Below are 13,071 nucleotides of genomic sequence, written 5' to 3' on the forward strand. Positions count from 1 at the left end.
ACTACATTCCCAACCCGACGCCGCCATCGATCATCAGGCTCTGCGCCGTGACGCCCGCCGCCTCGGGACTCGCCAGGTAACGCACCATCGCCGCCACTTCATCGCCCTGAATGAATCGCCGCAGCGGCAATTTCTTCTTCGCGTTGCGCAGGATCTGCTCTTGGCTGATCCCCGCGATACGGGCTTGAGCCGCCAACTCGCCCTGCAACATCGGCGTATCGATCCAGGCCGGCAGGATCGCGTTGACCGTGATCTGGCGGGGTGCCAGGTCCATCGCCAGTGCCTTGGTCATGCCAATGATGCCGTGCTTGGAAGCGCAGTAAGCGCTGTTACGCACCTTGCCGGCACGCCCCAGAATCGACGACATGTTGATGATCCGCCCACGGTCCGCCATCAGCGGCAGGCACAGCGAGGTGACATAGAATGTTCCGTTCAGGTTGATCGAAATCACCTTGTGCCAGTTGTCCAGGTCCTCAGGCTCGTTTTCGTTGCAGACACCGGCGCTGTTCACCAATACATCGATGTAACCCAGACGCGCGGCCAGAGTCTTGAACAGGACCTGTAAACCGGCAAGGTCGGCGATATCGGCCCCATGGGTTTCGATGCTCGCCGCAAACGCCTGCCCGGCCACCCAGCCTTGCAACTGCGGCAGATCCAGATCGAGCAGGATCAGACGGTTTCCAGCGTCGGCGGCGAAGCTTTCCGCTACCGCCCTGCCGATGCCTTTGGCTGCACCTGTAATCAAAAACGTTCGTAGCGCGCTCATGGCATTTTCAATCCGCCGTTGACGGACAACACTTCACCCGTCAGGTAATGTCCGCGCTCGGCGATGTACAGCACCGCCTCGGCAATGTCCTGTGGTTCGGCGAAGCGTTTGATCAACAGGCGCGACTGGATTTCCTGCTCGTGGGCCCCCAGCAACGCGGCGGTCATGTCGGTATTGACGATGCCTGGCGCAACCGCGTTGACGCGGATGTTGCGCGGTGCCAGCTCAACGGCCAGGGCACGGGTCAGCGCCTCGACTCCGCCCTTGGCGGCGGCATAGTTGCTTTGGCCCTTGCCGGGCTTTTGCGCGGCCACCGAGCTTAAGTTAACGATGCAGCCGCTACGTTGGCGCATCATGCCGGGCACGACCTGCTGGCAGCAGAGCAAGGTCCCGATCAGGTTGGTCTGGATCACCTCGGTGATGTCATTGATCGACAGCGTCGCCAGCAAACCATCGCGGGTGATCCCGGCGTTATTGACCAGCAGATCGATGCGTTCGAACCGCTGTTCGACGCGTTCGAAAAAGTCCTTGATGCTGTTGCCGTCTTTGACGTCGCATTGCGACGCCAGGCATTCGCGCCCCATGGCCTCGACCTCGGCACGTAACAGCATGGCCGCCTCTTCGTCGCGCACATAACTGAATGCAATCTGATAACCGGCGCCGGCCAGTGCCAGGACAATCGCTTTACCGATGCCGCGACTGCCCCCGGTCACTACCGCTATTTTCTGGTTCATGGCCGTTCCTTAGAGTGAGTTGTTGGTCTTGAACTGAGCAAGGCCGAAGCCATGAATCGCCGCCAATGCGCGGATTTGCTGCACTTGCTCACGGCTGATATCGCCATAGGAGTAATGCTGCTTGATCCCCGACAACCCCATCAGGACCGACTCGGCCATGCAGGCATACAACTGACCCTGTTTCAGATAGGCCCGGACATTTGGCGCAAGCCCATCGCCAAGTGGCGTCTGGACAATGCCGCCATGCATGTACAGAACATCCGCACGCTGGCTGCAGAGCGCCTGGTCAACGTTCAACGGCACCGCGATATCGCAAATCACACTGTTCTCGGCAAAATGTCCGGCATCCAGGAACGGCTGCGCAGCGTTCGCCGCACACAGCACGACGCGGGCTCGCTTGAGTGCTTTCAGATCATTGGTGACGGTGATGAACGCATTCACCCCGACGCGCTCCTGCACCAGCCGCGAGATACGCAGACCCAGGTCCGGGCTGCTGCCATGTTCCTGGAGCAACTCCTCGATACCGTTGAGCTTGAGCAGACGCATCGCCAGCCGATCCTGTTCGGCGTTGCCCTTGAGGATCGACCGGGCGGCGTCGGCGTAGATCAGCTGCGCGGTTTTCTCCAGGCGACGCACCGAGCCATCGCGACCACTGCCGATCAGGATCAGGTGATCGACGGTGGCCGACAGCAGGGACGCGTAAGTCGAAGCAACGTTGCCGGCCGCCCCGACCACGGCTGCGGCTTGCTCGTGCAGTTCAAGCTGCTGTTGTTTGCAGCCTTGCTCAATGGCTTCCAGCCCCATGCCGATGGTCAAGGCATTGCCGGACGTCAGCGCCATGCCCGGGATCTTCAGCGCCTGGCAGTTGTTGGTCACGATGGAGGTGTACATCCCCAGCCCCGCGACGCTGTAACCATCGGCGCGAGCGTCGAGAATGCGGTTGCCGACCTCTTCGCGGATGACCTCCAGGTCACCGCTGATGATGTAGTCCGCCATGGCGTTGGAGTCCATGCACAACGGATACAAGGTGAACTCCACCGCAGTACCGAGCCGCGAGCGAATCAGCACCGGCCCGACTGGCGCAGCCCGGCGTTCCGGCGCAGTGCGCGTAATGAAAGCGCGCTTCTGTTCGGCGCTCAGCTGGCCTAACGACGGATCGACATCGCCAAGAATGTCGGCATCGATCAAGTGGTTGATGAAGGCAACGCGAGCGACGACCGGCGTGTCCTGGTCGGCTTTGATGCCGCTGGCAGGCCTCTGGAAACTGGCGTCACGCGCTGGCACAACCGGAATCGAATCGGCACAGATAGTCGCCGCCAGCGGGAAGGCGTCGCCCCGGCGAAGCATGTCGCAGACATTTTGCAACGCGCCGATCAACCCGTCGATTTCAGCGAAGGTGATGCAGGCCGGCGGCTCCAGGCGGATCACATTGGAGTTGCTGCCCGATGGCGCCACACGCAAGCGTTCGAACTGCAGCAGGTAGCCGGCGATGAGATAACCCAGTGCATCGTTGTACTGGGCCGAGGCCTGCACCAGCGAACTGTTGCCGCTCTGGTCGTGCAGTTCGAAACCGAGCAACAGCCCTCGGCCGCGGACATCGGCAATCACATCGGGATAAGCCGTCTTGAGCTCGAGCAGCGAGGTCTTGAGGTACTCGCCCTTGTTGTGCACATCCTTGAGCATGGCATTGTCATTGGCGAACAGCCGATTGAGGGCCGACAGCGCAATATGGCAGGACGCATCGTCTTCGGCGAAGGTCGAGCTGTGGATATAGCTGAAGTCGTTTTCATAGTGGCTGCTGCGAATCACGGTTGCCGCAATCTTCATCAAGCCACCGCCCAGCGCCTTGGACAGGCAGTAGTAGTCGCCTTGCAGATTGAAATGGCTGCTGGCCAGGAAGGTGCCGGTACGACCGAAGCCCGACTGCACTTCATCGACGATCAACGGGCATTGCTGTTCGTTACACAGACGCCGCAACGCGAGGTAGAAGTCGGAGGCGAATTCGATGATTCCGCCCTCTCCCTGAATCGGTTCAAGCAACACCGCAGTGATTGCACTGAACGCCTGCCGAGCGACCAGTAACTGCTCGCCGCTCCACTGCAGGGTCAGCCAGTGCCGGCTATGACGCGCCGGCAGTTCCTGGAGTTGATGCGGCTGTTGCGGATCGATGAACTCGACGTTCAAGCCGAAGCGGGCGAATGGCTGGCGATATTGCCTGCCGTAAGTCAGCTGCACGGTATTGACCAGCTTGCCGTGGAAGCTGCCACGCAGCGCGACGAACACCGGCTCGACATGCAGCTGCGCCAGGTTGTACTGACGCACCGCCTCGACCACCTGACGTACCGTTACACTCGTCAGGTGAGCCGGTAGCAGCCCGGCAGGCAGGTCAAGGTCATCGACATCCAGTTCCCGATAAGCCCGGTCGCTGGCCGTCAGATTGGCCAGGGCAAAATCCAGATCGTCGAACTGCTTGTGCAGGGTTTTCTGACGACGATACTCGGCATGCTTGACGGCTATTTCCACCGCTTCGGCACCGCTGTTGGAGAAGGTCGAAATGTACCGTTCGGTGTTCTTCAACTCACGATTGAAGGCCTCGCTGAGCGCACGGCCCAACTCTCCGGCCGGACCGCGTATCGACATTTGCGCGTTGAAAGGCACGTCGTCACGCAACAGCGTGCAGAGCTGGTCGACGAACTGCGGATCGTTGTGCCCGAACAAGGCTGCGCCGTAACCACCGAGAAAATCGGTGACGGTGACTTGTGCACCGTCACGGTCGCGATAGAACAGTTTACTGCCCAGCGCCCGCTGGAACTCGCACTCCAGGCCCAGTGCCTGCAGCAGGTCAACGAACTTGGGGCGAACGAAATTACGGTAATCCATGACAGTCATATCCCTTGAAAGAAGAAGGCGGTTCACAAAAAACGTCAGGCGCTGGCTGCCTGAACGCTGTACTCGAGTTGGTAACAAGCACTGAAACCGTTGTCGTCGCGGTTGATGACCAGACAGTCGCGCAAGTTCGCCGAGCGACTGGCGCCCATCACAAAGGGCAAATGCGCAGCGACTGGCTGTTGCAAGCCGAAAATTGGCGGCACGCTCTGGGCCTGCAGGGCACGTCTGGCCAGAATCAGATCGACCAGGCTGGGGGCCGCGCTGAGAATTCCGGTCACCGGCAGCCCACTGGTGATATGTGCAGCGCCCGTACGGGCCAGGGTCTGGCTCAGCTGACGATCCTTCTGCGGATCGCCGCTGCCCGCGCACACCAGCAGATCGACTTGCTTGTCGGGCAGGTTCAACGCTTCAAGATCGACGTGGGCGGTCATGCCCACCAGGCAAACCTGCGGGGCATCGCACAGGTCCTCGCGTCGGCGCAGGATTAATGCCGCCGCGCCCTCTCCGGCAATGCCGCCCGTCCCTTGCACATCGAAAGGTCGCAGCGTTTGCGAACCGTCGGCGCTGATGATGCCCGCCTGCACCAGTGCGCACAGTGCCAGCGCGTCGAGTTCACTCCCGGAACCAACGATGATAGCGGCGTCGATACGCCGGCTCTGCAGCGCCGCACTGGCCTCGCGCAACGCTGCCAGATTGCCGGAGACGCCCTGCATGTAGGCATTGCATTCGCACTCAAGCTTGAGGGCCAGGCTGACCACACCGAGCAAGATGTTGCTCAGGCCTTTGAGCACCAGAAATGGATCCTGCACCCGCTCCTGCAGAATCCGTCGGGCCAGCAGGCGCATGTCGGCGCCCTCGCCCTTGCGGCATTCGTGGAGCAACTCGCCATAAGAGGCGAGCGAGGGGTGGGTGAATCCGCCCTGACAGCAATAGAGGCCATAACGCAAACCGTCCTGACCCGGAGCAAGGTTCGCTTCGGCCAACGCCTGGCGTACCGCGCTGACACCCCAGATCACCGCCGGCGCGCAATAGCGCTGCAGGTTCTGTGCGAGGTCCTGACGGCTGCGCTGGTGATCTTCATCCGAAATTTGTCCGAAGGCCGTCACCCGGGCGCTGTGAAACTGCCTGGAGTGCAAGGGCGCAATTGCACTGCGCGATTCACAGACCGCCGACCAGAAACGCTCCACACCCCAGCCGCTGGGCAATACACAGCCAGCACCGGCAATCGCGACCTGAGCGTGTGCAGCCCCCATCATGCGTGCTCCCGATATTTGCCAAGCACCAGGGAGGTGTTGAGACCACCGAAACCGAATGAGTTGCTCAGTGCCACATCGACCCGGCGGTTGACCGCCTGATGGGCACAGTAGTCCAGGTCGCACTGCTCATCGGCGCTGTGCAGGTTGATCGTTGGCGTAATTCGGTCGTACCGGCAGGCCAGTGCCGTGACGATGCACTCCGGTGCGCCGGCCGCCGCGATCAGATGCCCGAACTGCGACTTGTTGGCACTGATCGCCAACCGTCGATAGTGCTCGCGTTCAGCGAACACAGACTTGATCGCCAGGGTTTCGGCGGCATCGTTAAGTGGCGTCGACGTCCCGTGAGCGTTGATCAGATCCACCTGTTGCGGCGCGATCCCGGCGTCGTGCAACGCCGTCTGCATGGCCAGGGCAGCGCCACGTCCTTGCGGGTCGGGCGCGGTCACCTTGTAACCGTCCAGGCTGCTGCCAAAACCCAGCACTTCGGCGTAGGGAACGGCGCCACGCGCCAGCGCTCGCTCCAGGGTTTCGAGTACCACAAAGCCGCCGCCCTCGCCCGCAATCAAGCCACTGCGGTGGCGATCGAAAGGCCGGCAAAGTTCGGTTCCCCAGCGCTGTTCACTGCTTGCCGCGCCCAATAGATACAGCGCGGTCATGGTGTCCAGGCTCAACACCGAGTCCGCTGCGCCTGCGATTGCCACCTCGACCTCGCCACGACGAATCATCTGGAAAGCATTGCCGATGGCCTGGGACGCGCCGGCACAGGCACTGCTGATATTGATCACCGGCCCTTCGCAACCGATTCCGTCGGCAATGACCCGTGCCAGCCGATCGTTGCTCTGGCGCAACGAACCGGCCGGATTGACTTGATCGACCCGGCTCATCAGATGGCGCCAGGCCGGGGTCTGAGCAGGCTCGCCGGAGTAGGTCAGCAGCATGTCCTGGAGCATGTGCGCAGGTGCGCCGGAGGCACACAAGACAGCTGCTTCGCGCAGCCCGGCGGGCTCCAGACCACTGTCAGTAACCGCCTGGCTTGCGGCAATCCAGCCGAATTTGCTGCGCTTTTCCAAGGCCGTCTGCCAGGCTGAATGGTCCCGCAGATAACCAGGCAACAAGCCTGAATCCACTGGCGCCGCATAGCGAACCGGGAATGCTCCGTCCTTCACGCCTTCGGGCTGCCAGGGGCGGATGCAGTGTTCGCCGCGCAACATTTTTTCCCACATCGACTGCCATTCGAAACCGAATCCGGTCACGGCGCCCATACCGGTTATCACGATCCTTGTCGCACTCATGCGTGCTTCTCCATGATTTCATTCACCAGCAATAGCGCGCCCCAATGCCCTGCACGGCTGTGATTGAGCAGCAGCGTGTAATGCGCTTGCGCAGGCTCACTACGATCGTCGTGTAACGTCAGGGCGACCTCAGTCAGCAAGGCACTTGCCCCCAGATCGCCAGTCATGTACCGGGAGCTGTGAACAACCCGCCCTGTCTCTGCGAACAGGCTCATGAGCCGCGCATCCTGGGTATCCGCCACGATGCGTGCGACGTCGCTCAGGCAGAGCTTTTCCTGACTCAATGCCTGCTCGATGACCCTGCTCGCCACCGCGCTTGAGCGCTCGGGCGAGGCGCTATAACCACGCGCGAATCCGGCGATGCGCAACGCCATCGAGCCGCAGGTCGGTGCAGAGGATGTCAGCAACAAAGCGGCCGCGCCTTCCCCGTAAGGCTGCGAACCCGCATTGACCGGTCGCTCGGCACGTTCTCGCAGGTACAACGCAGGGGTGATGTTCGGACTGCTGCTGACCACGACAGCCGCCTCGGCGCGACCTTCGGCAAGGTGTTCAAAGGCTTCGATCAAGGCGTCGACACCGGCATTGCCCTGGGAACAGAAACCACCCATGGGGCCATTGCAGTGCAGCGCTTGCGCGACGTGAGCCATGACGCTGCTATTGAGCATCATCAGTGCATGTAGCGGTGGCGTATGGGCAAAGAGTTGCGCGAGCAGTGTGTCGGGTTGCTCACCGATGGCCTGCACGGCATCCCAACAAGAGCTGGGGCCATCGACTTCCGGGATGGCCGCCATCAGCGCAATCCGCTGCGCAGGCAGATTCAAGGCACCCAACGCCGGGGCGATGCGCCCTGCGCAGTACAACAAGCGCGCACCTTGAGGCTCGATACCGCGCTGAATCTTTCGATCGAAAATGTCCGAGGGCAATCGTGGCGCGGTCACGCAATAGGCCAATCGAGCAGGGTCGAAATCCAGCGGTTGCGGGGTCGTCAGCGGCCCCTGCAAGTCTGCGCACTCGCTGCCAGCCGCGTTGAACACCGAGGCCGCAGTAATGTAAACGGGTCTTGTATCCAGCGTATTCATCTCATGCCCTCCCCAGAACCAATGAACTGTTGACGCCGCCGAAGCCAAAGGAGTTGGACAGCACGACATTGATGGGCTGATGCAAGGGTTCGCTCAGAAAATTCAGCTCGGGGAACTCAGCCTTGTCCGGGTCATAATTGAGCGTTGGCAACAACACGCCATCGCGCAGACTGATCAGCGACAGGACTGCTTCAATGGCGCCACTGCCCGCCAGGGAATGGCCAACCGCCGATTTGTTGGCGGTGAATGTCACGTTGCTCACGGACTCGCCGAATACCTGCTTGAGTGCCAACGCTTCGCTGCGGTCGTTGGCCTGCGTCGACGTTCCATGCGTATTGACATGCTCGACTGCGCTGCTCGTCAGACCGGCATTTTCAATCGCTGCGGCCATGCAGTGGGCGTACTTGCTGCCATCCCGGCTGCTGGAGGTGATCTTTTGCGCCTCGCAATAATTGGCGTAGCCCAAAACGCGGCCAATCGGGGTGGCCTTGCGACGCTCGGCATGCGGCCTGGATTCGAGAACGATCAGCGCCGAGCCTTCGCTGAGCACAAAGCCGCAACGATCCGGCATGAACGGACGGCTCTGTTGATCCGCGGCGAAATCGGAGCGCTGGCACACTGCGCCAAGGCCGTCGAAGCTGTAGTACGACAGTTCGTGGGACATCAACTCCACGGCGCCGCAAATGGCCAGGTCGATGTCACCGCGCTCGATGGCGCGATACGCACTGCCTATCGCCATGGTCCCGGCAGCGCAGGCATCGGAGTGGGTAGAGATGTGATCACGAATGCCGAGAAATCGGGCAAGGTGCAGAGTCTGTTGGTCGACCCGACGAGAAAATGCTCCGCCCGCCAGTTCGTGGTTTTGCAGATACAGATCAAGATCCACACTGCCAGCTTCGTCCATGTATCGACTGGCCTCCTGCAGATCCTGGCTCACACAGTATTTGTTTGAGCCGAGGAACAACCCGCTGGCGACTTGAGAAAATGCCGAAGGGGTCAGACCTGCATGCTGCAACGCCTGCCTGGCGACATACTCGGCCAGCACACTCTGTCGCGGTAACGTCAAAACATCGCTCTGAACCTCAGCGGTCATTTCCTGCCACTGACGGTGATCGATATAACCGGCTGCGGTATTTGCAAATCCAAGCTCGGCAAACACCGGATGTTCACGAATACACGAACGCTTCTCGCTGATCCGCGAAAACAGCGTGGCTGCGTCCATCGCCGTGGGCGCCACCAGTCCGTATCCCGTGACATAAACTTCTCGCAGCCGCATGAAGAAACTCCTAGGCCGTTTCTTGCAAGCGGGACGCGGCATATTTTTCCACCAGTTGGCGAGAGATTTCGTCCCCTTCCATCGGGACCAATCGAGCGCTGCAGCCGGAACAGACCACCTGCCGGCGTTCATTGAGACGCGCTTGGGTGGCGCCACACTCCGGGCATGTCGGGGGCAGGTAGTTGAAGACGCTGTGGCACTGTTGTGCCCAGTTGCGCACGGTGGTGGCAGCGAACACGTCCGCCGGCTGCATGCCGCCCCGCAGCTGACCCGGGGCATAGGCGCTCAGGCTTTGTTCGAGAAGCTCCACACCGGCGTCGGTGATACGGCCCTTGTCGACAAACCGGCTGACGTCGCCAAACACCGCTACCGCGTGATCCAGCACGCTGGTTTTCGGCAAAGTGCAGCCATAAGTGCGACCCAACTGAAAGCTCAGGTCGACAATATCCAGAGAGTCGGCACTGAGGTCTTCCACGATACTGCTGTGTTCATCGATAGCATCGACCTCCATCACCAGCAACTGCGCGAGGATTTCGCGAGTACTCGTAATAACGCTCTCCAACTCCAATGGATTGTTCATCATTTATCTCCGTATAAATTGTGCGCAGGGTTATTGAAAAACAGCGCAAGAGGTTTGATTCCCCCTGGGTCTTTTCCAACGGCGCCGGAGTCTAAACTCTCCCCTTGAGGGGAGAGTCAACGTGTGGTCATGGTTTTTTAAAGAACTGTTTTGCGCTTAAAACCGGCACTTTAAACACCTGTTCGATGCACAGAAAAAGAGTGCAGCCGAAAGAGCAAAACTGGAACGGTAGTTCCACCATTCACACATTTTAAAGAGAGTGGATTAACTGATGAGGGAGAGTTGTGGCAATTAGCTGACTTCGAGAATGCTTAGAAACAATGCCGGCCCGACGGTCTTTGAAAACCGCCGGGCCGGCAATGCACATCTCCTGCGTCTAAACCTTTGGCAGCGGATTCAATACTGTGGCTGCCTTGGATTTTCTAAAGAAGATCCAGTAGACAACCGTGAGGATCAGCAGAAAAGGCACACCGAATACCAGGGTCATCTTGAAGGCATCGGTAAAGTAGGTGGTGATCATCACAGCGCCCATCAGCACCAGCCCCAACAGCGTGGTGTAGGGGAACAGCCGCATGCGGAAGGACAGTTTCCGCTCGCCGTTGCGCTCCTGGTAACGGCGGAAACAGTAGTGGGTCAGGAAGATCATGAACCAGGTGAAAATGGCGCCGAACATCGAGATCGCCATCATCAAGGTGAAGGAGCTTTCCGGGTACACCACGTTCAGCAACGTTGCCAAAGCGATGCCCGAACTGGACAGCAACAAGGCATTGAGCGGGATCCCGGTCTTGCTCAACACTCCCATGGACTTGGGTGCATACCCGCCACGGGACAGGCTGAACATCATGCGCGTGGTGATATAGAGCTGACTGTTCATCGCCGACAACGCGGCAATCAGAATCACGAAGTTCATCACCCCGGTTGCGCCGGGAATACCGATGGTCTGCATGACGGTGACGAATGGACTCTGGGCATGACCGGCCTGAACCCACGGCACAATCGCCAACATCAACGCCAGGGTCAGCAGGTAGAAGACCACCAGCCGCACGATGGTCGCGCGAAAGGCCTTCTTCACCGCCCGCTCCGGATCCTGCGCCTCACCGGCCGCCACCGCGATCATTTCCACGCTCAGGTAGCTGAAGATCGACACGATCACCGCGACCCACATCCCTTGCAAACCATTGGGGAAGAAGCCGCCGTGAGCCGTGTAGTTATGCACGCCGTAATCCGGATTGCCGGAACCGAACACCACATACACCGCGAGGATGATGAAGCCGACAATCGCACCGATCTTGATGGTCGAGAACCAGTACTCGAAGGTGCCGAAAGTCTTCACGCTGATGGCGTTGAGCACGATCAGGATGCTCGAAAACGAGACGATCCAGATCCATTCCGGCACGTTGGCGAACCAGTACTTCATGTACATCGCGACCGCCGTCACTTCCGTGCCCACCGCCAGCACAATCGCCGCCCAATAGGCGTAGCGCACCAGAAACCCGGCCAGCGGGCTGACATAGAATTCGGCATAGGCACCGAACGAGCCGGAGGTCGAATGGGCCACGGTCATTTCTGCCAGACAGCCCATCAACAGCAGCGTGATGATCGCGCCAATCGCGTAGCTGAGCAGCACGCTCGGCCCGGCATAACCAATGGCGTAGGCACTGCCCATGAACAGGCCGGTGCCAATCGCACCGCCAATGGCGATCATGCTCATCTGACCCGATGTGAGCTGGCGCCGCAGGCCCTGCTCACGATTGGAAATCGCTTCGAAACCTTTTTCGGAGGTGGTCACTTTGTGTGCCCCTTTTTATTGTGATTGCACGGATACAAAACCTTGACGTCAAGTGACGCTATGGCGGATCTGGAACTGCTCCTGGGACCAGGTTTTCTGATCGAGAATCTCGCCGAGAATCTGCACTGCGTCCCAGACCTCGGTGAAGCAGGTGTACAGCGGGGTGAAGCCGAACCGCATGATCCGTGGCTCGCGGTAATCACCGATCACGCCACGGGCGATCAAGGCCTGGATCACCGCATAACCTTCGGGATGTTCGAAGCTGACATGGCTGCCGCGTTTGGCGTGTTCGCGAGGGGTGATCAGGGTCAGCTCGTGAGCGGCGCAGCGCTGCTCGACCAACTGGATGAACAAGTCGGTCAGTGCCAGGGATTTGCTGCGCAGGCTGGCCATGTCGGTCTGGGCGAAAATATCCAGACCGCACTCCACCATCGCCAATGAGGTGATGGGCTGGGTGCCGCACAAGTAGCGAGCGATTCCGCTGCTCGGCTCGTAGCGAGACTCCATGGCGAACTGCCGCGAATGGCCGAACCAGCCAGACAGCGGCTGCGTAACCAGATCGCACAGCTCAGGCGAAACCCAGACGAAGGCTTGCGAACCAGGGCCGCCATTGAGGTACTTGTAGGTACAGCCGATGGCGTAGTCGGCGCCCGCCTGATGCAGATCGACCGGCACCGCCCCGGCGGAATGCGCCAGATCCCAGATGGCCAGCGCACCACACTCGTGAGTCAGCGCGGTCAGGGCCTGCATGTCGTGCATGTAGCCGGTCTTGTAGTTGACGTGGGTGAGCATCACCACCGCGGTGTCCTGGTCAATCGCTTGCGGCAGCTCTTCAGGGCTGTTGACCAGACGCAGGGAATAGCCCTGCTGCAGCAGGTCCGCCAGACCTTCGGCGATATACAAGTCGGTCGGGAAGTTGCTGGTCTCGGTGACGATCACCCGCCGCGTCGGCGCTCTCGTAGCCTGCACACGCAGGGCAGCGCTGAGCACCTTGAACAGGTTGATCGAGGTGGTATCGGTCACCACCACTTCACCGTCACCGGCACCAATCAGCCCCGCCAATCGATTGCCCAGACGTTCAGGAAGGTCGCGCCAGCCGGCGCTGTTCCAACTGCGGATCAGACCGTTACCCCATTGCTCGGCGATCACCGCCTGAGCACGCGCCAGCGCTGCGACCGGGCGAGCGCCCAGAGAGTTGCCGTCGAGATAAATCACGCCTTCGGGGAGCGCAAACTGCTGACGCAAAGGAGCCAGAGCGTCCTGCGCATCAAGCGCCAGGCAATCGTTTCTTGTAGTCATTGAGTGTCCTGTTTTTTGAATGAGGTGCCGTCCGGGCAAATCGCGATAGTCGGGTCGAGCATGGGTGTGAGTGTCGTGTTTCAGGCGTTATTTACGCCTTCACGGTGGAGA

At 60.2% G+C, this 13,071-nt stretch carries 10 protein-coding genes; all 10 read right to left on the reverse strand.

Translation table 11 applies throughout. The annotated features are described in order from the left end of the window. Nucleotide 1: 1 nt before the first annotated feature. The 10 genes from AC07VR_RS28355 to kynU all read right to left on the reverse strand — a co-directional run bounded on the left by AC07VR_RS28355 (nt 2) and on the right by kynU (nt 12,960). Nucleotides 2-766 carry an SDR family NAD(P)-dependent oxidoreductase gene (locus tag AC07VR_RS28355; protein ID WP_495013229.1) on the reverse strand — a complete coding sequence of 255 codons (765 nt, stop codon included), beginning with the start codon at nt 764-766 and terminating at the stop codon, nt 2-4. After that, nucleotides 763-1,500, reverse strand: a complete 738-nt coding sequence (locus tag AC07VR_RS28360; protein ID WP_495013230.1) for a 3-oxoacyl-ACP reductase family protein — start codon at nt 1,498-1,500, stop codon at nt 763-765. The genes AC07VR_RS28355 and AC07VR_RS28360 overlap by 4 nt, the downstream gene beginning before the upstream one ends. A gap of 9 nt (nt 1,501-1,509) precedes the next feature. Then, on the reverse strand, nt 1,510-4,380 hold the full coding sequence (locus tag AC07VR_RS28365) for an aminotransferase class III-fold pyridoxal phosphate-dependent enzyme (RefSeq protein WP_495013231.1): 2,871 nt from the start codon (nt 4,378-4,380) through the stop codon (nt 1,510-1,512). A gap of 44 nt (nt 4,381-4,424) precedes the next feature. Then, nucleotides 4,425-5,642, reverse strand: coding sequence for a beta-ketoacyl synthase N-terminal-like domain-containing protein (locus AC07VR_RS28370; RefSeq protein ID WP_495013251.1), 1,218 nt, complete (start codon nt 5,640-5,642; stop codon nt 4,425-4,427). Beyond that, nucleotides 5,642-6,937, reverse strand: a complete 1,296-nt coding sequence (locus AC07VR_RS28375; protein WP_494995427.1) for a beta-ketoacyl-[acyl-carrier-protein] synthase family protein — start codon at nt 6,935-6,937, stop codon at nt 5,642-5,644. Before AC07VR_RS28375 ends, AC07VR_RS28370 begins: the two co-directional genes overlap by 1 nt. Continuing rightward, nucleotides 6,934-8,016 (reverse strand): beta-ketoacyl synthase, encoded by a 1,083-nt coding sequence (locus tag AC07VR_RS28380; RefSeq protein ID WP_495013232.1) that lies wholly within the window; start codon nt 8,014-8,016, stop codon nt 6,934-6,936. Before AC07VR_RS28380 ends, AC07VR_RS28375 begins: the two co-directional genes overlap by 4 nt. A gap of 1 nt (nt 8,017) precedes the next feature. Then, nucleotides 8,018-9,292: a beta-ketoacyl-[acyl-carrier-protein] synthase family protein gene (locus AC07VR_RS28385; protein WP_494995429.1), complete on the reverse strand. Its 1,275-nt coding sequence runs from the start codon at nt 9,290-9,292 to the stop codon at nt 8,018-8,020. A gap of 10 nt (nt 9,293-9,302) precedes the next feature. Next, the gene (locus AC07VR_RS28390; RefSeq protein WP_495013233.1) at nt 9,303-9,872 is read right to left on the reverse strand and encodes an acyl carrier protein; all 570 of its coding nucleotides are present in this window, start codon (nt 9,870-9,872) and stop codon (nt 9,303-9,305) included. Nucleotides 9,873-10,248: 376 nt separating this feature from the next. Then, complete coding sequence (locus AC07VR_RS28395; RefSeq protein ID WP_494995431.1) at nt 10,249-11,661, reverse strand: amino acid permease; 1,413 nt, start codon at nt 11,659-11,661, stop codon at nt 10,249-10,251. A 48-nt stretch (nt 11,662-11,709) separates the two neighbouring features. Next, nucleotides 11,710-12,960 carry a kynureninase gene (gene kynU, locus AC07VR_RS28400; RefSeq protein WP_494995432.1) on the reverse strand — a complete coding sequence of 417 codons (1,251 nt, stop codon included), beginning with the start codon at nt 12,958-12,960 and terminating at the stop codon, nt 11,710-11,712. Nucleotides 12,961-13,071 lie beyond the last annotated feature (111 nt).

This window comes from Pseudomonas sp. GW821-FHT02H09 (assembly GCF_059421425.1).